The 25022-nt window shown below is 71.5% G+C and carries 18 protein-coding genes; 14 read left to right on the plus strand and 4 right to left on the minus strand.

Annotated features, from left to right (window positions below):
• Window position 1 precedes the first annotated feature (1 nt).
• The 3 genes from sucD to JOD51_RS01895 all read left to right on the plus strand — a co-directional run bounded on the left by sucD (window position 2) and on the right by JOD51_RS01895 (window position 3930).
• Window positions 2-889: a succinate--CoA ligase subunit alpha gene (gene sucD / locus JOD51_RS01885; RefSeq protein ID WP_204606790.1), complete on the plus strand. Its 888-nt coding sequence runs from the start codon at window positions 2-4 to the stop codon at window positions 887-889.
• Window positions 890-1086: 197 nt separating this feature from the next.
• Window positions 1087-3177 (plus strand): cell division protein PerM, encoded by a 2091-nt coding sequence (locus tag JOD51_RS01890; RefSeq protein WP_204606791.1) that lies wholly within the window; start codon window positions 1087-1089, stop codon window positions 3175-3177.
• 96 nt (window positions 3178-3273) lie between these two features.
• Window positions 3274-3930: a hypothetical protein gene (locus tag JOD51_RS01895; RefSeq protein WP_204606792.1), complete on the plus strand. Its 657-nt coding sequence runs from the start codon at window positions 3274-3276 to the stop codon at window positions 3928-3930.
• 128 nt (window positions 3931-4058) lie between these two features.
• On the opposite strand, the gene JOD51_RS01900 is transcribed toward JOD51_RS01895, so the two are convergent.
• Window positions 4059-4553, minus strand: coding sequence for a hypothetical protein (locus JOD51_RS01900; RefSeq protein ID WP_204606793.1), 495 nt, complete (start codon window positions 4551-4553; stop codon window positions 4059-4061).
• Window positions 4554-4725: 172 nt separating this feature from the next.
• Between JOD51_RS01900 and purN the strand changes: the two genes are divergently transcribed.
• The 5 genes from purN (at window position 4726) to JOD51_RS01925 (ending at window position 11753) form a co-directional block, all read left to right on the plus strand.
• A complete protein-coding gene (purN, locus tag JOD51_RS01905; RefSeq protein WP_204606794.1) occupies window positions 4726-5319 on the plus strand; it encodes a phosphoribosylglycinamide formyltransferase in 594 nt (197 codons plus the stop codon).
• Entirely contained in the window at window positions 5316-6974 is a 1659-nt protein-coding gene (purH, locus tag JOD51_RS01910; protein WP_204606795.1) for a bifunctional phosphoribosylaminoimidazolecarboxamide formyltransferase/IMP cyclohydrolase, read from the plus strand. Before purN ends, purH begins: the two co-directional genes overlap by 4 nt.
• 465 nt (window positions 6975-7439) lie before the next feature.
• On the plus strand, window positions 7440-9266 hold the full coding sequence (locus JOD51_RS01915; RefSeq protein ID WP_204606796.1) for an ABC transporter ATP-binding protein: 1827 nt from the start codon (window positions 7440-7442) through the stop codon (window positions 9264-9266).
• 122 nt (window positions 9267-9388) lie between these two features.
• Entirely contained in the window at window positions 9389-11197 is a 1809-nt protein-coding gene (locus tag JOD51_RS01920) for an ABC transporter ATP-binding protein (protein WP_259558643.1), read from the plus strand.
• Window positions 11198-11276: 79 nt separating this feature from the next.
• The gene (locus JOD51_RS01925) at window positions 11277-11753 is read left to right on the plus strand and encodes a DUF805 domain-containing protein (protein WP_204606798.1); all 477 of its coding nucleotides are present in this window, start codon (window positions 11277-11279) and stop codon (window positions 11751-11753) included.
• Here JOD51_RS01925 and JOD51_RS01930 read toward each other — a convergent pair.
• The 3 genes from JOD51_RS01930 to JOD51_RS01940 all read right to left on the minus strand — a co-directional run bounded on the left by JOD51_RS01930 (window position 11750) and on the right by JOD51_RS01940 (window position 13704).
• Complete coding sequence (locus tag JOD51_RS01930) at window positions 11750-12739, minus strand: IS481 family transposase (RefSeq protein WP_204610695.1); 990 nt, start codon at window positions 12737-12739, stop codon at window positions 11750-11752. The two genes, JOD51_RS01925 and JOD51_RS01930, sit on opposite strands and share 4 nt — an antisense overlap.
• 117 nt (window positions 12740-12856) lie before the next feature.
• Window positions 12857-13252, minus strand: a complete 396-nt coding sequence (locus JOD51_RS01935) for an MGMT family protein (protein ID WP_204606799.1) — start codon at window positions 13250-13252, stop codon at window positions 12857-12859.
• A complete protein-coding gene (locus JOD51_RS01940) occupies window positions 13252-13704 on the minus strand; it encodes a GNAT family N-acetyltransferase (RefSeq protein ID WP_204606800.1) in 453 nt (150 codons plus the stop codon). The genes JOD51_RS01935 and JOD51_RS01940 overlap by 1 nt, the downstream gene beginning before the upstream one ends.
• Window positions 13705-13809: 105 nt before the next feature.
• On the opposite strand from JOD51_RS01940, the gene JOD51_RS01945 reads away from it, so the two are divergent.
• From JOD51_RS01945 to JOD51_RS01970, 6 genes are all read left to right on the plus strand, one after another.
• Window positions 13810-15147, plus strand: a complete 1338-nt coding sequence (locus JOD51_RS01945; RefSeq protein ID WP_204606801.1) for an ROK family transcriptional regulator — start codon at window positions 13810-13812, stop codon at window positions 15145-15147.
• Window positions 15148-15430: 283 nt separating this feature from the next.
• The gene (locus JOD51_RS17270) at window positions 15431-17821 is read left to right on the plus strand and encodes a lamin tail domain-containing protein (RefSeq protein ID WP_204606802.1); all 2391 of its coding nucleotides are present in this window, start codon (window positions 15431-15433) and stop codon (window positions 17819-17821) included.
• A 599-nt stretch (window positions 17822-18420) separates the two neighbouring features.
• Window positions 18421-19779 carry an extracellular solute-binding protein gene (locus tag JOD51_RS01955; RefSeq protein WP_204606803.1) on the plus strand — a complete coding sequence of 453 codons (1359 nt, stop codon included), beginning with the start codon at window positions 18421-18423 and terminating at the stop codon, window positions 19777-19779.
• Between the two features lie 114 nt (window positions 19780-19893).
• Window positions 19894-20844, plus strand: a complete 951-nt coding sequence (locus JOD51_RS01960; RefSeq protein WP_204606804.1) for a carbohydrate ABC transporter permease — start codon at window positions 19894-19896, stop codon at window positions 20842-20844.
• A 68-nt stretch (window positions 20845-20912) separates the two neighbouring features.
• Window positions 20913-21743 (plus strand): carbohydrate ABC transporter permease, encoded by an 831-nt coding sequence (locus JOD51_RS01965; RefSeq protein WP_204610697.1) that lies wholly within the window; start codon window positions 20913-20915, stop codon window positions 21741-21743.
• Between the two features lie 71 nt (window positions 21744-21814).
• Window positions 21815-24868 (plus strand): alpha-mannosidase, encoded by a 3054-nt coding sequence (locus JOD51_RS01970; RefSeq protein WP_204606805.1) that lies wholly within the window; start codon window positions 21815-21817, stop codon window positions 24866-24868.
• Window positions 24869-25022: the final 154 nt, after the last annotated feature.

Here is a 25022-nt window from a genome sequence, read left to right on the forward strand (position 1 = left end):
CATGTCGATCTTCCTCAACAAGGACTCCAAGGTCATCGTCCAGGGCATCACGGGCGGTGAGGGCACCAAGCACACCGCCCTCATGCTCAAGGCCGGCACGCAGGTCGTCGGCGGTGTCAACGCCCGCAAGGCCGGCACGACCGTCACCCACGGCGACGTCGAACTGCCGGTCTTCGGCTCGGTGCGCGAAGCCATCGACACCACCGCTGCCGACGTCTCGATCGTGTTCGTGCCGCCGGCGTTCGCGAAGGACGCCGTGATGGAGGCCATCGACGCCGAGATCCCGCTGGTCGTCGTCATCACCGAGGGCATCCCCGTGCAGGACTCCGCCGAGTTCTGGGCGCACGCCAAGGCCCTCGGCGCGAAGACCCGCATCATCGGGCCGAACTGCCCGGGCATCATCACCCCGGGGGAGTCGCTCGTGGGCATCACCCCGGCGACGATCACCGGCAAGGGCCCGATCGGTCTCGTGTCGAAGTCGGGCACCCTGACCTACCAGATGATGTACGAGCTGCGTGACCTGGGCTTCTCGACCGCCATCGGCATCGGCGGCGACCCGGTCGTCGGGACGACGCACATCGACGCGCTCGCCGCGTTCGAGGCCGACCCTGAGACCGAGGCCATCGTCATGATCGGCGAGATCGGCGGCGACGCCGAAGAGCGCGCGGCCGAGTACATCAAGGCGCACGTCACCAAGCCGGTCGTCGGCTACGTCGCGGGCTTCACCGCGCCGGAGGGCAAGACGATGGGCCACGCCGGCGCGATCGTGTCCGGTTCCGCCGGTACCGCCGAGGCGAAGAAGCAGGCGCTCGAGGCCGCCGGCGTCAAGGTCGGCAAGACGCCGTCCGAGACGGCGGCGCTGCTGCGCGAGGTCGTCGCGGCGAAGTAGTCGCAGGATCCCTACGACGGGAGGCGCGGTGCCGGCTGGCATCGCGCCTCCCGTCGTTCCGTTGGCCGCGCCGTGCACGACACCGGTGTTCGTCGATCGCGCCGCGTCCGGACGCGATGCGACCGACGAACACCGGTGTTCCGCCGGAGCCGCGCGGCACCCGCGAGCGCGGAGGTGGCGGCCGTATCCTCGCTGCGATGAACCGCCTGGGAACCGCGCTGCTCGCCGTGATCGAAGCGATCGTGACGGTGGGCGTCGGCGTGGGCATCGCGCTCGTCCCGCTCACCCTGCTGTGGGCGTTCGAGTACGGGCTGCAGGTCGACTGGGACGTGTTCTGGACCGCCGCCGGCAACGTCTGGCTGATCGGGCACGGCGTCGACGTGTCGTTCAGCCTCGGTGCCGCCGCCGCGAAGGCGACCGGGCTGTCCGGGGCCTCCGCGCCGATCGGGGTGAGCGTCGCCGCCCTCGGGTTCGCCGTCGTCACCGCCTGGCTGGGGGCCCGCGCCGGACGTCGGTTCGCCGAGACCGAGCACCGTGTGACCGGCATCCTGGTCGGCACCGCTGCCGTCGCCGTCCTCGGACTCCTGGTGGCACTGAGTTCGACCAGCGCGGCCACACACCCCACCGTCTGGCAGGCCGTCGTCTCCCCGGCGCTCTGGTTCGGGATCCCGGCGATCGTCGCCGCCGAGGTCTGCCGCCGACGCCGAGGCCTCGCCGCCGACCCCGTCACCGCGCAGATCGTCACCCTGGTCGACCGGATCCCCAGCGTGTGGCGGGTCGTCGTCGGCTTCGGCCTCCGCGCGGGCACGGTCGCGACGGCGTGTGTCGTGGCGGTCGCCGCGGTGCTCGTCGGCCTCGTGCTGCTGGTGTCCTTCGCCGAGGTCATCACCCTCTACGAGCGCTCGCACGCCGGACTGGTCGGCGGCTTCGCCCTGACCGTCGGGCAGCTCGCGTTCATCCCCGACTTCGTCGCCTGGGCCACGGCCTGGCTCGTCGGCCCGGGCTTCGCGATCGGCACCGGCTCGGCCGTGTCGCCGATCGGCACCGCACTCGGCCCGGTGCCGGCGATCCCCGTCCTCGGGGCGCTGCCGACCTCCGGGCACACGTTCGGCCTGGCCTGGATCCTGGTCCCCGTCGTCGCGGGCTTCGCGGTCGGCGGGCTGATGCGGCCGCGCCTGGTGCGGTTGCTCGGCACGGCCGACTCGGCGCTGTACCGGGCGCTCGGCGGGGTGGTGACCGGACTCGTCGCCGGGGGCGTCATCGGCGGGCTCGCCTGGCTGTCGTCGGGCTCCGTCGGGCCCGGGCGTCTCGCCGAGGTCGGTCCGCACGTCTGGTCGGTCGGCGCCTTCGCCGCGCTCGAGATCGGCCTGCCCGCCGTCGTCGCGCTCGCGATCGGCAGCGACCTGGTCCGGCTGCCCGAACGCTCGTGGATCGGCGAACGGTGGCACGAGGCCGAGGGCGACCTCGCCGCGGCCGATGCGACCGAGGAGCACGGCTCGTTGATCGCCGCGCTCGACTCCGCCGGAGCCGGGCGGACCACCGACGTCCACCGCTTCTCGGTCGACGAGCAACACGACCCGGTGACGAAGGCGCACGCGGCCGATGCGGACCGCGATCGACGCGAACCGGAATCCGGCACGTCCGGGAAGCTCGGCACGGCCGCGAAGCCCGACGTGCCCGACGTCCCGCAGCCGTCCGAGCCCGAGCCCGACCGCGTCCAGCCCGCCGTCACCGACGTCGACCTCCCCGACTGGGCGCGCGCCGACGCCGTCGCCGCCGAGCGGCTCGACGACCGGGCCGGAACCGCGGCGAGCGACCGCCACGAACACGGACTGGGCGCCCGGGCCGGCGAGGCCGTCGGCAGCGTCCGGGCACGCCTCCGGGCTGCGGCGTCCGGTGCCAGGAACCGGGCCGGAGACCTGCGTGACCGTGCGGACGACCTGCGCCACCGTGCCGGGAGCGCCGGGAGCGCCGGGAGCGCCGGGAGCGCCGCGGACGGCGGCGGCGCCGGCACCGCCGGGCGATCGACGCCGCGGGTGGCGGACCCGGCGTCCGCGGACGTCGCAGCAGGTCCTGCGGAAGGGCGGCAGGGGCCTCCCGTCCCGCGCACGGACGAACAGCCAGCCTTCCCGTGGAGCACCGAGGAGTTCGTCGCCGGTCGCGACGACGTCGATCCGGCACCGCCGGCGCGACCGGCGCCGCGGTCGGCGGCCTGGGACTCGACGGACCAGATCCCCGAGGACGAGCTGCCCTGGTGGCGGAAGCCGAAGGACGACGACGGAGCCTGACCGTCGGACAACATCACATACCGGATGTTGTCAGAGCGGTTCTGGAGGATCGCTACGGCTCGATCAGAGTCGTCACCTCCAGAACAGGACACCGCCATGAACCGCTCTCGTCTCGTCGTCGCCAGTGCCACCGCCCTCGTCGGCGCAGGTCTGGTGCTCGCCCCCGTGGCCGCGCAGGCTGCCCCGGCCGCCAGCGCCGCCAGCGCCTCCTCTTCCGCGTCCGACGCGCGCTCCCCGATCACGGACGTCTCCTACCGCGTCGACCGTGACGCCGTGGTCCTGACCGTCACCGTGGACCGTTTCGCCGACCTCGAGCTCCTCCGCGGGGGCGACGTCGTGGACGGGCAGTTCGCCTCCGGGGCGCGGCCCGTGAACTTCGTGCTCCACGGCACCGGCCTCGACGTGGAGGACCTCGGCATCACCACGCGTGGCGGCGGCCCGGTCGTCCCGGTCCGCGTCGCGTTCGGCACCGCCACCGTCCCGAAGCCGATCGAGCAGTCCACCGAGCGCCAGATCGACCGCTACTCCGCCGACGCACTCGCCGGCCGGTACGACCAGGTCCTCCGGTACCAGGCGCTGCCGGGCGCGACCGTCCAGGTCACGACGAACGGCGTCACGACCTCGGGGGTGGCGGACCGTTTCGGCATCGCGAGTGTCCCGGTCCGCTTCCGTGCCGGTGCGAACCCGCAGTCCGCGGTCCAGACCCTCGACGGCACGACCTCGGTGGCCGACACGACGACCTGGTGGTTCTGACCCGTCCGGGCGCACCCCGCGGGGAGCACAGCCGGGCAGGCTCGAGGCGCACGTGCGTCTCGGGCCTGCCCGGCTTCGCATCGGCTCGTCACCTGCTCGAACCGGTCGTCCAGACCCGGGTCAGCACGTCACCTGCTGATCTTCGTCATCGTGACGGGTGAGCCGAAGTAGTTGATCTGCCCAGCACCGACGGTGAGCGCCCCGCCGCCCCAGGTGAAGCGCGCACTCCGGCCTCGGGCTGCCGCGCTCGTGATGCGCTTCCAGGACCCGGTGCGTGATCCCACGCCGGTGTACGCGGTCGGGGAGTTGCTCGTGTTGATCATGCACAGGCTGTCGGCGCTGCAACCCGGTGCGACGAAGGACAGCGCGCGAGAGCCCGGCTCGAGTTCCACGGCCGCGACGATGGTCGATGAGGTGCCGTCGGTGTAGGTGGCGATCATCCGACCGGTGTCGACGATCTGTTCGATCTCCGCAGCGGATTGCGCTCCTGCCAGCGTCTGCAGCTCCGTGAGGACGGGGTCGGCGGTGGTGGCGCCGGCGGACTGGGGGGCCACGAGGGCCCCGGCGACGAGTGCAGCGGCGGTGAGGCCGACGCTCGTGCGGCGCGTGGTCAGGAAGGGCAAGGTGTCTCCGATCGGTCGGTCGAGGACGCGGTCGTCCCCAGGGATCGCAAACTACACACTCCAGGTTCTGAACAGCAAGAATACGTACATCACATACCGAAATGCCTGCTTCGGGACGGAGGTCTGCCGACCGGACACGAGCCGCAGCGGCCGCCCCGCTAGGCTTGTCACCGTGCTCGAACTGGTCGTCCTGATCTCCGGTACCGGGTCGAACCTCCGAGCCCTGCTCGAGGCGACCCGTGATGCCGAGTACCCCGCCCGCGTCGTCGCGATCGGGGCCGACCGTGACGCCGAGGGCCTCCAGCTCGGCGAGGAGTACTCGATCCCGACCTTCACGGTCCCGTTCACCCGGTACGCCACCCGCGCCGAGTGGGGCGCCGCGCTCGCCGAGCAGATCCGCCCGTGGACGCCGGACCTCCTGGTCCTCTCCGGGCTGATGCGTCTCCTGCCGCCCGCGGTGGTCGCCGAGTTCGGTCCCGCGGTCATCAACACCCACCCCGCCTACCTGCCGGAGTTCCCCGGGGCGCACGGCGTCCGGGACGCCCTGGCCGCCGGCGTCACCGAGACCGGCGCGAGCGTCATCGCGGTCGACGACGGTGTCGACAGCGGTCCGATCCTGGCGCAGGAGCGCATCCCGGTCCTGCCCGGCGACACCGAGTCGACGCTGCACGACCGCATCAAGCCCGTCGAACGCCGGCTGCTCATCCAGACCGTCCTCGACATCGCCAACGGACACATCGACCTGAAGGGCACCACCCCCGCATGAGCGTGCACGCCGCCGACCCCAGCCTGTACCGCGACCGGGACGTCGTGCCCGTGCGCCGAGCCCTCATCTCGGTGAGTGACAAGTCGGGGCTGCTCGAGCTCGCCGGTGCGCTCGCCGACAGCGGTGTCGAACTCGTCTCGACGGGCTCCACCGCCCAGACCATCCGCGACGCCGGGTACGCCGTCACGGACGTCGCGAGCGTCACCGGCTTCCCGGAGTCGCTCGACGGGCGCGTGAAGACCCTGCACCCGGCCGTGCACGCGGGGCTCCTCGCGGACCTGCGGCTCGCGTCGCACGAGCAGCAGCTCGCCGACCTCGGCATCGCCCCGTTCGAGCTCGTCGTCGTCAACCTGTACCCGTTCGTCGAGACGGTCGCCTCGGGCGCGGACACCGCCACCGTGGTCGAGAACGTCGACATCGGCGGCCCGGCGATGGTCCGTGCGTCGGCGAAGAACCACCCGAACGTCGCGATCGTGGTGTCCCCGTCGTCCTACGCCGAGGTTGTCGAGGCCGTCCGCGCCGGCGGCACGACGCTCGAGCTGCGCAAGCGTCTCGCGGCGCAGGCCTTCGGCCACACCGCGGCGTACGACACCGCGGTGGCCAGCTACTTCGCGTCCGAGGTCGTCGTCCCGACCGACACCGCGGCACCGTCCTCCGCGTCCGGTCCGTCCACGGACACCGGCCTGGAGGCCCCGAGCGCGTTCCCGGAGCACCTCACGTTCTCCGCGGACCACGCCACGACCCTCCGCTACGGCGAGAACGCCCACCAGGCCGCCGCGCTCTACACGAGCACGAGCGGCACCGGGATCGCCCAGGCGACGCAGCTGCACGGCAAGGAGATGTCGTACAACAACTACGTCGACGCCGATGCCGCGGTCCGTGCCGCGTACGACTTCACCGAGCCGGCCGTCGCGATCATCAAGCACGCCAACCCCTGCGGCATCGCGGTCGCCGCCCCCGACGCCGGTGACCCGATCGCCTCGGCGCACGCCGCCGCCCACGCGTGCGACCCCCTGTCGGCCTTCGGCGGCGTCATCGCGGCGAACCGGACGGTGACCCGCGGGATGGCCGAGACCATCGCCGACATCTTCACCGAGGTCGTCGTCGCCCCCGCCTTCGACCCGGACGCGCTCGAGGTCCTGTCCCGGAAGAAGAACATCCGCCTGCTCACGCTGCCGGGGGACTTCGCGCTCGCCGCGCAGGAGGTCAAGCAGATCTCCGGCGGGTTCCTGGTGCAGGACGCCGACCGCTTCACGACGTTCGACCAGTCGAGCTGGACGCTGGTCTCCGGCGAGCCCGCCGACGAGCAGACCCTGGCGGACCTGGCGTTCGCGTGGAAGGCCAGCCGCGCGGTGAAGTCGAACGCGATCCTCCTGGCGAACCAGGGCGCGAGCGTCGGCGTCGGCATGGGGCAGGTCAACCGGGTCGACTCGTGCCACCTCGCGGTGAACCGGGCCGGGGACCGTGCCGCCGGTTCGGTCGCGGCCTCGGACGCGTTCTTCCCGTTCGCCGACGGCCTGCAGGTGCTCCTCGACGCGGGCGTCCGCGCGGTCGCCCAGCCCGGTGGCAGCCTCCGCGACGACGAGGTCATCCAGGCGGCGACGGCTGCCGGCGTGACGATGTACCTCACCGGCGAACGCCACTTCTTCCACTGAGTCCAGTCCGACCCCGTGTCGACCGGGGTGCGACCAGCACGCGATCCTGGTTGCGCCCTGGGAGTCCGTGCCGATAGTCTGCAAGGCTCCGCGACCTCATCGCTGACGGCTTCTCGAGTCGGCAGCACCGCGGGCACGACGGTGACGACGACGAGACTGGAGTGACGATGGACACGACGACCGGCACCACCGCAACGGCTGCCCGGACGCGATCGACGTCCATCGGCACGGCCGCTCCCGGCGTCCCGACACCGCCGTCCGCCTAGGCGCACGACCGGCCCCACCCGCCCCACGGGCGACGCCGTACCAGCGGCGTCGGCGCAACCCGAGGGTCATCGCGTCTCCGCGGTGGACCCCGAGCGGGGAACGAGCCGACCAGACCACGCAACGCACCCCGGGCCTCCCGTCCGGTCAGCCGCAACCTGACCGCACCGGCGCCCGTACGAAGCACGAGGACGCACACGCATGTCCCAGGTACCCCACCGGGAACCGGCGCCGACACCGGCGCGCCCATCCACCGCCCGCGCGATCGCGCGCATCTGGCCCTACGTCAAGCCGTACCGATGGCGGCTCTTCGGCGGCATGCTGGCGGCGCTCGGCGCCTCCGTCGTCGCGCTCGTCATCCCCTACGTGCTGCAGGCACTCGTCGACGGACCGCTCGCGTCCGGTGACGGCAGCCGCATCTGGCCCGCCGGACTCGGCGTGCTGGCGCTCGGCATCCTCGAGGCGTTCTTCATCGCCTCCCGCCGGAAGATGGTCATGCGGCCGTCGACCCGGATCGAGGCGAGCATGCGCAACGCGCTGTACGCCAAGCTGCAGGACCTGCCCGTCGCGTTCCACGACCGCTGGGAGTCCGGGCAGCTGCTGTCCCGCTCGGTGTCCGACCTGTCGCTGATCCGCCGCTGGTTGGCCTTCGGCATCGTGCTGCTCGTCGTCAACGTCGTGACGATCGTCATCGGCTTCGGCGTGCTGTTCACCTTCGGGTGGCAGCTCGGCCTGATCTTCCTGGTCGCCTCGATCCCGGTCTGGGTGAACAGCGTCCTGTTCGAGCGGAAGTACTCGATCGTCGCCCGCCGCAGCCAGGACCAGGTCGGCGACCTGGCCACCAGCGTCGAACAGTCGGTGCACGGCATCCGCGTGCTCAAGGCGTTCGGTCGCGGCCGGTACAAGCTCGACGAGTTCGCCGAGCAGGCCGAACAGCTGCGCGGCACCGAGATCGAGAAGGCGAAGGCGATCGCCGCGATCTGGTTCTGGCTGCTGCTCGTGCCGGACGTGGCGTTCGCGCTCTGTCTGCTCGCCGGCATCTGGCTCGCCAGCCAGGGGGAACTGAGCGTCGGCCAGCTGTTCGCGTTCTTCGCGACGGCGACCGTGCTGCGGTTCCCGATCGAGTCGATCGGCTTCTTCCTGTCGATGACGTTCGACACCCGCACCGCCGTCGACCGGTTCTTCGAGGTCATGGACTCCGAGAACACGATCACCGACCCGGCAGCGCCGAAGACCATCGCCGAGCCGCACGGAGCGCTGTCGTTCAACGCGACGCACTTCCGTTACCAGGACTCCCCGCCGCAGTTCCCCGACCTGGTGAACGGCGTCGAGCTGCAGCTGCGGCCGGGCGAGACGATGGCGCTCGTCGGGCTCACCGGGTCCGGCAAGACGACGCTGCTCTCACTCGTCCCGCGGCTGTACGACGTGACCGGGGGATCGGTCACGATCGACGGTGTCGACGTCCGCGACCTCACCCGCGCCGAACTCCGCCGCCACGTCGGGGTCGCGTTCGAGGACGCCACGCTCTTCTCGTCCAGCGTCCGCGACAACGTCCTGCTCGGTCGGCCGGACCTGTCCGGTGCCGAGGCCGACCGCGTGATGCGTGAGGCGCTCGACATCGCGCAGGCGTCCTTCGTCGACGACCTGCCGGACGGCGTCGACACCCGCGTCGGCGAAGAGGGGCTGTCCCTCTCCGGCGGCCAGCGGCAGCGTCTGGCACTCGCCCGGGCGATCGCCGCGCGGCCCAGCGTGCTCGTCCTCGATGACCCGCTGTCCGCGCTCGACGTCGACACCGAGGCGCGCGTCGAGGCCGGGCTCCGCCGGGTCCTCGCCGAGACGACCTCGCTGATCGTCGCCCACCGTCCGTCCACCGTGACCCTCGCCGACCGCGTGGCACTCATGGAGAACGGGCGCGTCACCGCCGTCGGCACCCACTCGGAGCTGATGGCCACCAACGAGCACTACCGCTTCGTCATCTCGTCGCTCGACGACGACGACGCCGAGGACCGAGAGGAGGCGATGGCATGAGCAACGAGACCGACCAGGACCGGCCCGTGACCGTCGATCAGGAGCCGGGGGGTTCGGTGCCGATCGCGCAGGTCGGCACCGGCACGCAGGCGGCCGAGGCAGCAGCCCCGGTCACCGCGTCCATCACCGTGCACGGGACACGCGGCGAGGAGCGCGAGGACTTCACGAAGGCCGAGAGCCGTCGCCTCCGCGGTCGTTCGCTGTCGCTGCTCAGCTCGCTCGCGGCACCGCTCAAGGCCCGGCTGTGGGGCATCGCCGTCGTCGTGGTGCTCTCCACCGGCGGGCAGGTCGCCGGCCCGACGCTGATCGCCTGGGGCATCGACAACGCCCTGCCCGCCGTGCTCGACCGGGACGACTGGATGCCGGCGTTCCTGGTCGTCGGGCTGTACATCACGATCGCGGTCGTCGGTGCGGTCCTCACCGCCTGGTACACGGTGCTGGCGGCGCGGATCAGCCAGGCGATCCTCTTCGACCTCCGCAAGCGGGTGTTCCTGCACACGCAGCGGCTGTCGCTGGAGTTCCACGAGACCTACACGTCCGGGCGGATCATCTCGCGGCAGACGAGCGACCTGGACTCCATCCGCGAACTGCTCGACTCCGGGTTGAACCAGCTCATCCAGGGCGTGCTGTACATGGTGTTCACCGCGGTGGCGCTCGTGTTCCTCGACCCGACCTCGGGCCTGGTGCTCGCGATCGCCCTGGTGCCGCTGTGGTTCCTGACGCGGTGGTTCCAGCAGCGTTCGTCGCAGCTGTTCCGCTCCACCCGGACGACGAGTGCCCGCGTGATCGTGCACTTCGTCGAGACGATGACGGGCATCCGGGCGGTGCAGGCGTTCCGGAAGGAGTCCCGCAACGAGACCGAGTACGGCGAGCAGGTCGAGCTGAACCGGCAGGCCAACGCCCGCGTGTTCAACCTGTTCGGGATCTTCGACCCGGGCCTGGTCCTCATCGGCAACGCGACCCTGGCGGCCGTCGTCGTGGTCGGCGGCTTCCGCGTCGTCAGCGGATCGCTGGAGATCGGTGCGCTGCTCGCGGTCGCGCTGTACGCCAAGCGGTTCTTCGACCCGGCGCAGGAACTCGCGATGTTCTACAACAGCTACCAGTCGGCGTCGGCGGCGATGGAGAAGATCTCCGGCGTCCTCGAGGAGCGGCCGAGCGTGCCGGACCCCGCGAAGCCGACGAAGCTGCCGGACGCCCGGGGCCGGATCGACTTCGACCACGTGGAGTTCGCGTACACGGCCGACCGGGTGGTGCTGCCGGAGTTCGACCTGCACATCCCGTCCGGCCAGACGATCGCGCTCGTCGGGTCCACGGGTGCCGGCAAGTCGACGCTCGCGAAGCTGATGGCCCGGTTCTACGATCCGACCTCGGGCACGGTGACGCTCGACGGCATCGACCTGCGGGACCTCGACCCGAAGGACATGCGCCGCGCCATCGTCATGGTGACGCAGGAGGCGTACCTGTTCTCCGGTTCGGTCGCGGACAACATCGAGCTCGGCCGACCGGGGGCGTCGCGTGCGGAGATCGAGTCGGCGGCGAAGGCCGTCGGCGCGCACGAGTTCATCATGGCGCTGCCGGACGGCTACGACACCGACGTGAACAAACGGGGCGGCCGCGTGTCGGCGGGTCAGCGGCAGCTGCTGTCGTTCGCCCGGGCGTTCCTCGCCGACCCGAAGGTGCTCATCCTCGACGAGGCCACGGCGTCGCTCGACATCCCGTCGGAGCGCCTGGTGCAGGAGGGTCTCGAGACCCTGCTCGCCGACCGCACCGCCGTGATCATCGCGCACCGCCTGTCCACGGTCGCGATCGCCCACCGGGTGCTCGTGATGGAGTACGGCCGGATCGTGGAGGACGGCACGCCCGCCGACCTCATCGCGGGCACCGGCCGGTTCGCCCAGCTGCACGCCGCCTGGCGGGACTCGCTGGTCTAGTCCGTCCTCGCTGCCGTATGCACATCGCGCCCCGTCCCGACGGGGCGCGATGTGTGTTCCGGGGTGCGATGCTTGGGGGATGAGCCACAACGACGGACAGTCGGACGACGTGCAGCCGGGCGGTGTCGCGCTGCGCGACCCGTTCGTCGGGGCACCCTTCACGGAGGCCGTCCGACGGTTCTGGCGGAAGTACACCGTGTTCACCGGGCGGGCGTCGCGCTCCGAGTTCTGGTGGTGGTGGCTGACCTCGTTCGCGATCGGCCTGGTGCTGCAGCTCGTGCCGCAGGCGTTCACCCCGGACGCCCCGCTGCTGGAGAACCCGGTCGGCTCGTACCTGTTCGTGCTGTGGGCGGTCGTCACCCTGATCGGTGGGCTCGCCCTGGGCGCGCGACGACTGCACGACGCGAACCGGTCCGGCTTCTGGCAGTTCCTGCACGTGCTGCCGGGCATCGGGTCGCTCGTGCTGTTCGTGATGTTCCTGCTGCCGTCGAACCCGAAGGGCACCCGGTTCGACCTGCTGCCCGGCGCGGCGGCGACGACCGCGCGGAAGCGCTAGCTGTGGTGTCCAGGCAGGTTGTTGAGTCTGCTGATGGGTGGCGCTCCGATGGCGGAGTGGGTTCTGTGGTGATTGTAGAAGTGGAGCCAGCCGGGGAGTGCCGCTCGGCGTTCGGTCTCTGAGCTGTAGAAGCGGGCGTATGCCCAGCCCTCGCCGAGGGTGCGGTGGAACCGCTCGATCTTCCCGTTCGTCTGCGGCCGGTACGGGCGAGTTTTCTTCGGTGTGATCCCGAGCACGGAGCATGCGTCGGCCCAGGCGTGGGACGTGTAGGCGGATCCGTTGTCGGAGAGCACCCGCTCGACCGTGACGCCGCGATCGGTGAACCAGGCAACAGCTCGTTGCAGGACACCGATCGCGGTGATCGCTTTCTCGTCGGTGTGGATCTCCGCGTAGGCGACGCGGGAGTGGTCGTCGATGACGGTGTGCACGAACGCCCGACCGATCAACGGTCCTCTGGTTGCTGATCGTGGTTTGTCCGGTGTCGCTGCCCGGTTCCGGTCGCCCTGCTGCCGCCCAACGAACCGCCAGCCACCACCGTCAGGGATGTTGCCGAACTTCGTCACGTCCACGTGGATCATCGCACCGGGCTTGTCATGTTCGTAGCGGCGGATCGGCTCACCGGTGATCCGATCGATGTGTGACAGCCGGTTGATGCGGCACCGCACCAGGACCGCATGCACCGTCGACGCCGGCAGGCCCAGCTCACCGCCGATCTGCACCGGCCCGAGGCGGCGCCGCCACCTCGCCTTCACGATCTGCTTGACCAGTTCCGGCGGCGTCTTCGCTGGTATCCGGTGCGGGCGGCTGGATCGATCCGTCATTCCCGCAGCACCCTCGGCTCGATACCGGGCAGCCCATTTCCGGGCTGTGACTGGAGACACCATGAACAGTTTCGCCGCCATGGTCGCGGGCCAACTGCCCTCGACGATCAGCTTCGCGAGGCGAAGACGGGCACGCGGGGTCAGCGCAGCGTTAGCGTGGGACACGAAGGCCTCCTGGTCGGTGAAGCGGTTCCTTAGACAGCTCCACTCCACCACCGGGAGGCCTTCTTCGATCAACGCGTCAACGACCGGCTGACGACACAACGTCCCTGGACATCACAGCTAGCCCGCCGGCAGGCCGTCGTCTGGCCGACCGTCGTCTGGCCGACCGTCTTCTGGCCAGCCGTCCGCGGGCCAGCCGTCCTCGGGTCCTGACCAGCGCGCCCGGGGCATGTCGAGCCTCCAGGACGCACCGTCCCGCGACCACCGCAGCGGCGTCCCCTCGACGCGGTACCGCTCGAGGGCACGCGCCTCGTGGCGCACCGGCGGCAGCCCGCCGGCACGCACGACCCGCCACCACGGCAGGTCGGCGCCCTCGTGCGCCATCACCTTGCCGACCGCGCGGGACGCACGCGAGCCGAGCACCGCGGCGACGTCGCCGTACGTCATGACGTGCGCCGGCGGGATCGCCCGGACGACCGCGGCGACCTCGGCCCCGAAGTCGACCGGTTCCGGCACTACAGCGTCAGCGCTGCGAAGTGGTCGCCGTACTGCGTCTCGCCGACGACCGCGAAGCCGATGGCCTCGAAGAACGCCGCGGGGCTGCCGGTGCCCGGTTCGTAGACGACGGTGAGGCGCTCGAAGCCGCGCTTCCGGGCCTCTTCCGCCAGGCCGTGGACGGCGAAGCGACCGACGCCGCGGCCCTGCGCGTTCGCGGCGACGTTGACGCGCCAGATGCAGCTGCGGAGTTCTTCCTGCGCGTTCTCGGCGTCGAAGCTGCCGATGATGAGGCCGACGACCTCGTCCCCGTCGAGGACGACGCGGGGCCAGGAGGCGCTCGGCTTGACGTCCGACTCGGCCTGCGCGTAGGAGGTCGGCTGGACGAACTGCTCCTGCCCCGGCTTCAGCGTCAGCGAGTTGGCCGCGGCGGCGGTCGCTGCGGAGAGTTCTTCGAGGCGGAGGTCCGTCATGTCGGTCAGGCTAACGGTGCAGGCGGGGGAGAAGCCAGCGGTGGGCTGAGTCAGTGCACACCGCGCCCGTCGCACGGCGCATGTCACCGGCGGTATGGTCGCCAGATGGCGGAGCATCGGCGCGGGGCGAACCTGCCGTCGCTGGGCGGGTTCAACCGCACGGTCGTGCTCGACGCCGTCCGCCGGTCGCGCGACGGTCTGAGCCGCGTCGAGCTCGCCGCCCGGACCGGCCTCAGCCCGCAGACCGTGTCGAACGTCACCCGGTTCCTCATCGACGCCGGCATGATCGTCGAGTCCGGCACCGTCGTGTCCGGTCGCGGCAAGCCGCGCACGATCCTCCGACTGGAGGCGCGCAGCCGGTTCGCGATCGGGGTGCACGTCGACCCCGCGGTCGTCACCTACGTGCTGCTCGACCTGGTTGGCGCGGTCGTCGCCGAGACCACCACCTCCACCCCGAACGCCGAGGACCCGGACCAGGTCGTCCGGACGATGGCGGCCGCCGTCGACGGGCTGGTCCGCCGCTCCGGGGTCGCCCCGGACAGCGTGCTCGGTGTCGGCATCGCGTCGCCGGGGCCGATCGACGCGGCCGCCGGCGTCGTGCTCGACCCGCCGTTCCTGCCGCGGTGGCGGGACGTCGCGCTGCGGGACGCCCTGGGTGACGCGACCGGCTACCCGGTGCTCCTCGAGAAGGACGTCACCGCTGCGGCCGTGGGCGAGGTGTTCCTCGAGCGGGGTGCGGCGGCCCGGGACTTCGCGTTCGTGTACTTCGGCACCGGGTTCGGCGTCGGGCTCGTCGTCGACCACGAGCCCGTCCGCGGCTCGGGCGCCAACGCCGGGGACGCCGGCCACATCATGATCGACCAGGGCTCGCTCGCCGGGACCGCCGACGGGGACGGGACGCGCGGCGAGGTCGGCGCGACGGTGATGCCCGACCGGCTGGTGCGGATCGCGCTCGAGCGGGGGATCGCGCTGGGCGACGGCCTGCCCGACGACGGGGTGTCCGGGGCTGGCCTGCCGGGCGACGGGGCGACCGACGACGGGGCGTCCGGGGCTGGCCTGCCCGACGACAGCATCGCGGTGGACCTGGCGGCCGTCGACCGAGCGTGGGACGCCCTCGGTGCAGCCATCGCGGCGGGGGACCCGGCGGCGCAGGCCCTCGCGGCGGAGATCGGCACGGTGATGGGGCGGGCCGTCGTCGTCATCGTGAACCTGCTCGACCTCGACCGGGTGGTGTTCGGCGGACCGTTCTGGTCGCGGATCAGTGCCACGGCCCTCCCGGCTGCGACGGCTGCGATCTCCGGTTCGCCGATCCTCGTGCCGAAGCACCCGGTGACCGTCGTCGAGAGCCGACGGGGCACCGACGTCGCCGCGGTCGGGGCGGCCTGCCTGGTGCTCGACGCGGCCCTGTCGCCGCGGGCGAGCACGATGCTCATCGCGCACTGAGCGCGGCCGCCGGCCGCCGGCCGCCGGCCGCCGGCCGCCGCCGCCGGCCGGCCGCCGCGGCCGGTCGGGCGCCGCGTCGCCGCCGAGGCTCGCGCTGGCGGACATCCTGCGGCGCTTCGAGCGCGGAAGATGTCCGCGGGGCCGAGGCTCGGCCAGCGCTGCTGCGCTGCTGGCGGCGCTGCCGCCGCGCGCGCCGGCGACCCCGTCCGTTCACCCGGGCGTCACCGGGCGGTTCTGTGGATGCTGAACAGTCGTGCAGGTTCCCCGACACCGAAGGACCTCCATGCGCCCTACCGCCCTGCGTCTCGGCGCCTCGATCGCGACCGGCCTGGTCGTCGCGGCCGGCGTCCTCGCGGTCACACCGGCCTCCGCAGCCCCGACGCCGACCGCCGCCCCGACCACACCCGCCGCGTCGGCCGCACCCGCCGCCAACGGGATCGTCATAAACGAGGTCGAGTCGAACGGCGACGACACCGACTGGGTCGAGCTCCGCAACACCGCGACGGTCGCCGCCGACGTCAGCGGATGGTCGATGCTCGACGACAGCGACGAGCACACCCGGTACGTCCTGCCGGCCGGCAGCGTCGTCGCACCGGGCGGGTACCTCGTGGTGGACGAGAAGTCGACCACCACGGACGGCTTCGGCTTCGGGCTCGGCAGCCCCGACGAGGTCCGCTTCTTCGACACCACCGCCGCCCCGGTCCTGTCGTACGCCTACGAGGCCCACGCCGACGTGACCTACGGCCGCTGCCCGGACGGCACCGGCCCGCTCGTCGACACGACCAGCTCGACGAAGAGCGCGGCGAACGACTGCTCCTCGCCCATCCGGATCAACGAGGTCGAGTCGAAGGACGGCACCCCGGGCGACTGGGTCGAGCTGACCAACACCGGCACGACGGCGGTCGACCTCGGCGGGTACGTGTTCCAGGACGACGACGACACCCACGCGTACGCGATCCCGGCCGGCACGACCATCGCCCCGGGCGGGTTCACGGTCCTCGACGAGGCCGACTTCGGCTTCGGGCTCGGCGGCGCGGACTCCGCACGCCTCTCGACCCCGGCCGGTGTCCTGGTCGACGCGACGAGCTGGACGAAGCACGCCGACGTGACGTACGGCCGCAACCCAGACGGTACCGGTGACTTCGCCCAGACGTCCGCGGCGACGAAGGGCACCGCGAACACCTTCGCCGGAGTCGTCACCGCCGAGCCCTGGCCCGGTGGCCCCGACGAGCGCGTGCTCGACGACGCGGACACCTTCTCGGGTGACCTCAGCGGCCTCGACTGGCAGTCGTCCCGCACGGCCGTCGGCGGCGGCGTGCTGTGGGGCGTGCAGAACGGCGACGGGCTGCTCTACCGCATGGCCTCCGACGGTGCGGGCGGCTGGGCGCCGTCGAACGCGACCGGCACCACGCTGCACTACGCCGACGGTTCCGGCACCCCGGACGCCGAGGGCGTGACCGTCACCGCGGACGACCCCGGCGCGGTCTACGTGTCGACCGAGCGGGACGACGAGATGTCCTCGACCAGCCGTCCCGCGGTCCTGCGCTTCGCCACCGACGACGGCTCGGAGCGCACGCTGAACGCCACCGACGAGTGGAACCTGGCCGGCGACTTCCCGGGGCTCGGCGCGAACGCCGGACTCGAGGGCGTCACCTGGGTGCCGGACTCCTGGCTCACCGAACAGGGCTTCGTCGACGAGAGCACCGGCGCGGCCTACTCGCCGACGCGGTACTCCGGGCACGGCGACGGGCTGTTCTTCGTCGGCGTCGAGGGCACCGCGAGCGTGTACGCCTACGCCCTGATGGACGACGGGTCGTCGAAGCGGATCGCGACGATCGCCACCCCGTTCGCCGTCGTGGCCGAGGTCCAGTTCGACCCGACGCTCGACGCGCTCTGGGTGGTCTGCGACGACGCCTGCGCTGGCCGCACCGCCCTGTTCGACGTGCAGGACGGTGCGTTCACCGCGGCGACCGTGTACGACGCACCGTCCGGTGCGGCGCGTGACCTGGCCAACGAGGGCTTCGCGATCTCGGACGTCTGCACCGACGGGGAGCGAGCCACGTTCTACGCCGACGACAACGACACCGACGGCTCCTCGCTCCGCACCGGGACGTTCCCGTGCACCGAGGACACCGCTCCGACCCCGACCCCCGGCGGCGGCGACGGCGGAGGCGCCCCGACGCCGACCACCCCGGCTCCGTCACCGAACCCGTCGGCCCCGAGCCCGTCGACGCCGAGCCCGTCGGTCCCGACCCCCGGTGCGCCGGACCAGTCGTCCCTGACGTCGGCGAACCGCGGTGGCATCAGCGCCCCGGCCTCGGCCCGCGCGGGCCAGACGATCACGGTCACGATGGGCCGCGGGCACGCCGGTGAACGCGTCGCCGTGTTCCTGTACTCGGCCCCGGTCCTCATCGGCACACCGGTCGTCGCCGCCGACGGTTCGGTCCAGGTCACGATCCCCGCCGATACCACAGCCGGCGCGCACCGGATCGCGGTCGTCGGAGCGGACGGTGTCCTGATCGGGTGGTCGCCGATCACGATCACGACAGCGGGTACCGGGCAGCTGGCGTTCACCGGTGCCGAACTCGCGTCGGGCAGCGCCGCGGCGCTCCTGCTCCTCGCGCTCGGCGCTGGCCTGTTGGTCGCCCGTCGTCGCCGGCGGACCGCCGAGTAGCCGTCCCACCGACGGACGGGAGGCGCCCCACCAGCCGGTGGGGCGCCTCCCGTCCGTCGTGCGCGCGGGCCTCCGCGCACCGAGCCTCGCCCTGGCGGACACGTTGCGGCCTCCTGACCCCGAGTTCTGTCCGCAGCGCCGAGCCTCGCCCTGGCGGACACATCGCGGCCTCCTGGCCCCGAGTTCTGTCCGCAGCGGCGAGGCTCGGCGCGCGCGTCGCCGCCGGGCGCCGCCGGTCCGCCGGTCCGCCGGCCCGCCGGCGGGCCGGTCCGCCGGGCCGGGCGGCCCGCCGAGGCTCGCCCTGGCGGACAGATTGCGGCCTCCGGGCGCCGAGTTCTGTCCGCAGCGCCGAGGCTCGGCGCGGCCCGTTCGCCGCCGCCCGTGGCCGCGTTCGCGCCCAGCGACACGGCTCGCCGGTCGCCGCCCGCGGACTGTCGCCCGGCGCGAAATCGGCCGTCAGCCCGCCCGGCCGGGCGCGGCAGATCACGAACCGGACGCACTTTGCGCCCATGTCTTGACACCGTTTAGTCCATACGGTGGACTAACTGCGCAACGCGGGCAACGGAGTCCGCGACCTTCACCCGTGCAAAGGAGCACCGATGAAACGCACCCGCATCATCGCCGGACTCGCAGCCGTGGCAGTCGCCGCAGTGGGTCTCGCAGGCTGCTCGAGCTCGGGGTCCGCCTCGAGTGACACCATCAAGATCGCGTACCAGAAGTACGGTGCCTTCCAGCAGCTCGACGCCCAGATGAAGGTCGTCAAGAAGGACTACGAGAAGGCCAACCCGGGCAAGACCGTCACGCTCGTCCCGATCCAGGCCCAGGGCAACGACTACTACACGAAGCTCGCGCTGATGAACAAGGCGCCCGCCACCGCACCCGACGTCATGTACGAGGACACCTTCCTCGTCAAGGCCGACGCCCAGGCCGGGTACCTCCTGCCGCTCGACAAGTACACGGCGAAGTGGAAGGACTGGGACCAGTTCTACAACAACGCCAAGCAGGCCGGCGAGGGCGTGGACGGCAAGACCTACGGCGTCCCGATGGGCACCGACACCCGGGCCCTCTGGTACAACAAGGACATCTTCAAGAAGGTCGGCCTGCCCGTTCCGTGGCAGCCCAAGACCTGGGACGACGTGCTCGCCGCCGCGAAGACCATCAAGGACAAGTCACCGGACACCATCCCGTTCAACATGTACTCGGGCAAGGCGCAGGGCGAAGCGTCCACCATGCAGGGCTTCGAGATGCTGCTGTACGGCGCGGACGGCTCCGGCAACACGCTCTACAAGGACAAGAAGTGGGTCACGGGCTCGAAGCAGTTCCAGGACTCGCTGCAGTTCGTGAAGGACGTCTACCAGGGCGACCTCGGCCCGACACCGCAGCAGGCGCTCGACCCCAACGTCGGCACCACCATCGCCCAGACGTGGCTGCCGAAGGGCAAGCTCGCGATCGACCTGGACGGCTCGTGGCAGTCCGGCACGTGGCTGAAGTCCGGGACCGCGCCGTGGGCCGAGTGGAACGACGTGATGGGCCAGGCCGCGATGCCGACCCAGAACGGCCAGGAGCCCGGCTACAACAGCATGTCCGGTGGCTGGACCCTGGCGGTCGGCGCCAAGACGAAGAACCCGCAGGCGGCGTTCGACTTCATCACCACCTTCCTCAACAAGGACGGTTCGCTGAAGTACGACTCCGAGAACAGCCAGATCGCGGTCCGCAAGGACGTCGCCGAGGACCCGGAGTACACCGGCGCCAACCCGACGTTCAAGTTCTTCTCGGGCCTGGTGGAGCACACGAACTTCCGCCCCGCCACGAGTGACTACTCGCAGATCTCGAACGCCATCCAGGTCGCCATGGAGTCGGTGATGACCGGACAGCAGTCGCCGAAGGAAGCGGCCGCCGCCTACGACGACGCCGTGGTCGGCGTGGTCGGCAAGGAGCACACGGTCTCCGCGCGCTGACGCGACCGTGTCCTGACCCGACCACCGTCGGGACGGGAGGCGCGGTGCCAGCCCGCACCGCGCCTCCCGTCCCGACCCCCTCATCACCGTGAGCTGTTCTGGAAGGCACCCAGCATGACCAGCACTCCCCTCGCGCCGGTGGTCCCGGCGCCCGGTGCGCCGAGACGCACCGACCCTCCCGTCCCACGGAAGCGCAAGACGCTCCGCAACGTCGGCCGAGCGGTCCCGCTCCTGCCCGCCCTCGTCCTGCTCGTCATCTTCCTGCTCGGCCCCGTCATCTCGTCGTTCTACGGGTCGTTCACGAACTCGGCCCTGACCGGTGCCGGCGCTGCCGACCAGCAGTTCGTCGGCATGAAGAACTACGTCGAGCTCTTCCAGGACAAGGACTTCCCGAAGTCCGTCATCCTGACCGTGGTGTTCCTGCTGGCCTCGGCGGTGGTCGGGCAGAACGTCCTCGGACTCGGCCTGGCGCTGCTGATGCGTGCGGCGAACAAGGTCGTCCGCTCGATCGTCGGCACCTTCGTCGTCGCGGCCTGGGTCCTGCCCGAGATCGTGGCGTCGTTCGCGGCGTACGCGTTCTTCAACGACGAGGGGACGCTGAACTCGTTCCTGTCGGTGTTCGGCATCACCGGGGCGAACTGGCTCTACACGTTCCCGATGGTCGCGATCATCCTGGCGAACATCTGGCGCGGCACCGCGTTCTCGATGCTCGTGTACTCGGCCGCCGTGCAGGAGGTCCCCGAGGAGATCACCGAGTCGGCCGAGGTCGACGGCGCCACCGGATGGCAGCGACTCGTCTTCATCACGCTGCCCGTGATCCGCCGGAGCATCTCCACGAACCTCATGCTGACGACGCTGCAGACCCTGTCCGTCTTCACCCTCATCTTCGTGATGACCGGTGGCGGGCCGGGCACCAACTCGTCGACCCTGCCGATCCTGGCGTACCAGGAGGCGTTCAAGTTCTCGCAGCTCGGCTTCGGGACGGCGATCGCGACCATCCTGCTCGTGGTGGGGGCGGTCTTCTCGATCATCTACATCCGGGCGCTCAAGCCGGAGGTGGACTGATGGCCATCACAGCACCGTCCCTCGACCAGACCACGACCCGTTCGGTGACCGCGCCGGGCTCGCTGCACATGACCTCGCCGCGCGGCCGGACCATGCGGTGGGTGGCGAACACCGTGCTGCTCGTCATCGCGGTCTGCTTCGCGGTGCCGCTGCTCTGGCTCGTGTTCGCGTCGTTCGACGCCCAGGCCTCGCTGTCGGTGAAGCTGCCGTCGCAGTTCACGTTCGACAACTTCACGAAGGTGCTCACCCCGGAGCTGTCCTTCATCCCGCTCGCCAACAGCCTGCTGCTCTCCGGCGGGACGGCGGTCGTCACGGTCGTCGTCGCGATCCTCGCCGCGTACCCGCTGTCCCGGTACAAGATGCGGGTCAACAAGCCGTTCCTGTACAGCATCCTGTTCGGCACCGGCCTGCCGATCACCGCGATGATGGTGCCGGTCTACGCACTGTTCGTGTCGCTCAACCTCATCGACAACATCTACGGCTGCATCTTCTTCCTCGCCGCGACCAGCCTGCCGATGGCGATCTGGATGGCGAAGAACTTCATGGACGCGGTCCCGATCTCCCTCGAGGAAGCGGCCTGGACCGACGGAGCCTCGATGTTCACGACGCTGTGGCGGATCGTCATCCCGCTGATGCGTCCGGGCATCGCCGTGGTGTTCATCTTCGTGTTCATCCAGGCGTGGGGGAACTTCTTCGTCCCCTTCGTCCTGCTGCTCTCGCCCGACAAGGTGCCCGCCGCGGTGAGCATCTTCAACTTCTTCGGCCAGAACGGGGCGGTGGCCTACGGGCAGCTCGCCGCGTTCTCGATCGTCTACTCGGTGCCCGTCATCGCCCTCTACGTCCTCGTGTCCCGGGGTCTCGGCGGCGGCAACGCCCTGGCCGGCGGCATCAAGGGCTGACGGACCGCACCCCCATCCACGCCACGCACGCGGGCGCAGCGCCGCGCACGCGCTCTGAAAGGAACCGCTCCATGCACCAGGACGAACCCCTCGTCGAGGCCCGGATCGCACGACTCGTGCGGGACCGCGTCGACCCGAACGTCCACCGCCGCGCCTCGCCGGTCACGGTCGAGGCCTGGCAGGTCCCCGACGAACCCGTGCCCTTCGCCGAGGCCGTCACCCAGCAGTACGAACCGTTCACCGTCGGCTCCCCGTGGGGCGGCCGGCCGTGGGGCACCACCTGGTTCAAGGTCACCGGCACCGTCCCCGCCGACTTCGGCACCACCGACGGCACCACCGCCGAACTCCACGTCGACCTCGGGTTCACCAAGCGGCAGGCCGGCTTCCAGGCCGAGGGGCTCGCCTGGCGTCCGGACGGCTCCACGATCAAGGCCATCGAGCCGCTCAACGACAGCGTCCCGCTGCAGGTCGGTCCGGGGGAGTCGTTCGAGCTCTACATCGAGGCCGGCGCGAACCCGGACATCGGCGGCGACTCGTTCCAGGGCGCGACCCCGCTCGGATCGAAGCACACCGCCGGCGACACCCCCATCTACCGGCTCCACGCCCTCGAGGTCGTCGAGCGCGACGACACCGTCTGGGAGCTGCAGCAGGACCTCTGGGTGCTCCGCGGTCTGATGGCGGAACTGCCGACCGACGGCACCCGCGGCGCCGACGTCCTCCGCGTCCTCGAACGGGCCGCGGACGCGCTCGACCCCGACGACGTGGCCGGCACCGCCGCCGACGCCCGGGCCGTGCTGGCCGACGCGCTCGCCGTCCCCGCCAGCGGGTCGGCGCACCGGGCGATCGCGGTCGGGCACGCGCACATCGACTCCGCCTGGCTGTGGCCGGTGCGCGAGACGAAGCGCAAGTGCGCCCGCACCTTCTCGAACGTGCTCGACCTGATGGACCGCGACCCCGACTTCACCTTCGCCTGCTCGTCCGCGCAGCAGTACGCCTGGATCCGCGACGAGTACCCCGAGGTGTTCGCCCGCATCAGGGAGCGCGTCGCCGAGGGCCGGTGGATCCCGGTCGGCGGCATGTGGGTCGAGTCCGACACGAACCTGCCCGGCGGCGAGGCCCTGGCCCGCCAGTTCGTCGCCGGCAAGCGGTTCTTCCTGGAGGAGTTCGGCGTCGACACCCCCGAGGCCTGGCTCCCCGACTCGTTCGGCTACACCGGCGCCCTGCCGCAGATCGTCCGGGCCGCGGGCTCGAAGTGGTTCGTCACGCAGAAGCCGTCGTGGAACGAGACGAACGTCATCCCGCACACCTCGTTCCTGTGGGAGGGCATCGACGGCTCCCGGGTCCTCACCCACCTGCCGCCGGCGGACACGTACAACTCGGACGTCTCGCCCGCCGACCTGCACCGCGGCGAACGGAACAACAAGGAGCGCGGCGTCGCGAACACCTCGATGCTGCTCTACGGCTTCGGGGACGGCGGTGGTGGTCCCACGCGCGAGATGGTCGCCGCCGCCCGCCGGCAGCACGACCTGGACGGCTCACCCCGGGTCGAGCTCGGCACCCCGGCCGAGGTGTTCGCGGAGCTCGAGCGCCAGCTGCCCACCCCCGGCGTGTGGTCCGGCGAGATGTACCTCGAGTTCCACCGCGGCACGTACACGTCGCAGATCCGCACGAAGCAGGGCAACCGCCGCTCCGAGCACCTGCTCCGCGAGGCCGAGCTCTGGGCGACGACCGCGGCCGTCCGGCTCGACCAGGAGTACCCGTACGACGCACTCGAGTCCGCCTGGCACACCGTGCTGCTGCAGCAGTTCCACGACATCCTGCCCGGCTCGTCGATCGCCTGGGTCTACGAGAACGCCGAGGCCGAGTACGCCCGCGTCGCCGGGGTCCTCGAGGAACTGATCGGCACCGCGACGACCGCCCTCGCCACCGGCGGTCCGGCCCCCGACACCGCAGACGAGCCGGGAGGCACGCCCGCCCCCGCCACGCACGTCCGGTTCAACGCGTCCCCGGTCGCCGCCGACGGCGTCCGCGCGCTGGGTGCCGAGCCCGTCGACGCGGCGCGACCCGTGCCTCCCGTCCGGGACGGCGACCGCTTCGTCCTCGACACGGGCGCGGTCGTGGCGACCATCGACGCGGCCGGGCACGTCGTCTCGCTCGTCGACCACGCGACCGGCCGCGACGCCGTCGCGCCGGGCGAGGCCGCCGCCGAGTACACCGTGTTCCGGGACACCCCGAACCAGTGGGAGGCGTGGGACATCGACCGTGCCTACCAGCGGCACGGATCGGTGCTGCAGGCGACGAGCGTCACCGTCGAGGGGGACGAACTCGTCGTGGTCCGCCCGTTCGGCCGCTCCACCGTCACCACCCGGTACACCGCGACCCAGGGGCAGCCGGAGATCGTCGTCGAGACCGAGGCCGACTGGCACGAGCAGCAGAAACTGCTGAAGCTGTCGTTCCCGCTCGACCTCAAGGCCGACCAGGCCTCGAGCGAGATCCAGTTCGGGCACATCGATCGGCCGACACACCAGAACACCTCGTGGGACTTCGCCCGCTTCGAGACGAGCGCGCACCGCTGGGTGCACGTCGCCGAGCCGGGGTTCGGGGTCGCCGTCGCGAACGACTCCACCTACGGGCACGACGTCACACGACGCACGCGCGCGGACGGCGGCACCACGACGCAGGTGCGGGAGTCGCTGGTGCGCGGGCCGAAGTTCCCCGACCCCGAGGCCGACCAGGGCCACCACGTGTTCCGGACCGTCCTGCGGGTCGGCGCCTCGGTGCTCGACGCGGCGGACTCCGGGTACCGGCTCAACCTGCCGGTCCGTGCCGTGCCGGGGGACCGTGCCGTCGAGCCGCTCGTGACGGTGTCCTCGCCGCAGGTGTTCGTCGAGGCCGTGAAGCTCGCCGAGGACCGCTCCGGCGACGTCGTCGTCCGGCTCTACGAGGCGCTCGGCGGCCGGGCGACCGACGTGGGCGTCGACTTCGGGTTCGCCGTCGCCGGGGTGACCCGGGTCGACCTGCTCGAACGCCCGCTGGACGGGGTCGGTCCCTGGGACGACGGCACACCCGTGGTCCTGACCCTGCGGCCCTTCGAGCTCGTCACCCTGCGCATCCGGCGGGCCTAGGGCGGACGCGAGACCGCGGCGTCGGACGGGGCTCTGGGTGCACCCGTCCGGCGCCGCTCGTGCGCCGGGGTACAGCGCCGCCACCGTGGTGTGTCCCCAAGAAGGGGGGCAGTATGCACCCCGATCGGCCGTCTGCGGACCAACAGCCTGGGAA

Source organism: Curtobacterium herbarum, from assembly GCF_016907335.1.
In the GTDB taxonomy this organism is placed as follows: Bacteria; Actinomycetota; Actinomycetes; order Actinomycetales; family Microbacteriaceae; genus Curtobacterium; species Curtobacterium herbarum.

Bases quoted from the DNA above. Each gene is read 5' to 3' on its own strand.
- JOD51_RS01965 (WP_204610697.1), top strand. From the start codon at position 20,913: ATGACCTCGCCGCGCGGCCGGACCATGCGGTGGGTGGCGAACACCGTG.
- JOD51_RS01890 (WP_204606791.1), top strand. From the start codon at position 1,087: ATGAACCGCCTGGGAACCGCGCTGCTCGCCGTGATCGAAGCGATCGTG.
- JOD51_RS01970 (WP_204606805.1), top strand. From the start codon at position 21,815: ATGCACCAGGACGAACCCCTCGTCGAGGCCCGGATCGCACGACTCGTG.
- JOD51_RS01960 (WP_204606804.1), top strand. From the start codon at position 19,894: ATGACCAGCACTCCCCTCGCGCCGGTGGTCCCGGCGCCCGGTGCGCCG.
- purH (WP_204606795.1), top strand. From the start codon at position 5,316: ATGAGCGTGCACGCCGCCGACCCCAGCCTGTACCGCGACCGGGACGTC.
- JOD51_RS01955 (WP_204606803.1), top strand. From the start codon at position 18,421: ATGAAACGCACCCGCATCATCGCCGGACTCGCAGCCGTGGCAGTCGCC.
- JOD51_RS17270 (WP_204606802.1), top strand. From the start codon at position 15,431: ATGCGCCCTACCGCCCTGCGTCTCGGCGCCTCGATCGCGACCGGCCTG.
- JOD51_RS01915 (WP_204606796.1), top strand. From the start codon at position 7,440: ATGTCCCAGGTACCCCACCGGGAACCGGCGCCGACACCGGCGCGCCCA.
- JOD51_RS01945 (WP_204606801.1), top strand. From the start codon at position 13,810: ATGGCGGAGCATCGGCGCGGGGCGAACCTGCCGTCGCTGGGCGGGTTC.
- JOD51_RS01895 (WP_204606792.1), top strand. From the start codon at position 3,274: ATGAACCGCTCTCGTCTCGTCGTCGCCAGTGCCACCGCCCTCGTCGGC.
- JOD51_RS01940 (WP_204606800.1), bottom strand. From the start codon at position 13,704: ATGACGGACCTCCGCCTCGAAGAACTCTCCGCAGCGACCGCCGCCGCG.
- JOD51_RS01925 (WP_204606798.1), top strand. From the start codon at position 11,277: ATGAGCCACAACGACGGACAGTCGGACGACGTGCAGCCGGGCGGTGTC.
- sucD (WP_204606790.1), top strand. From the start codon at position 2: ATGTCGATCTTCCTCAACAAGGACTCCAAGGTCATCGTCCAGGGCATC.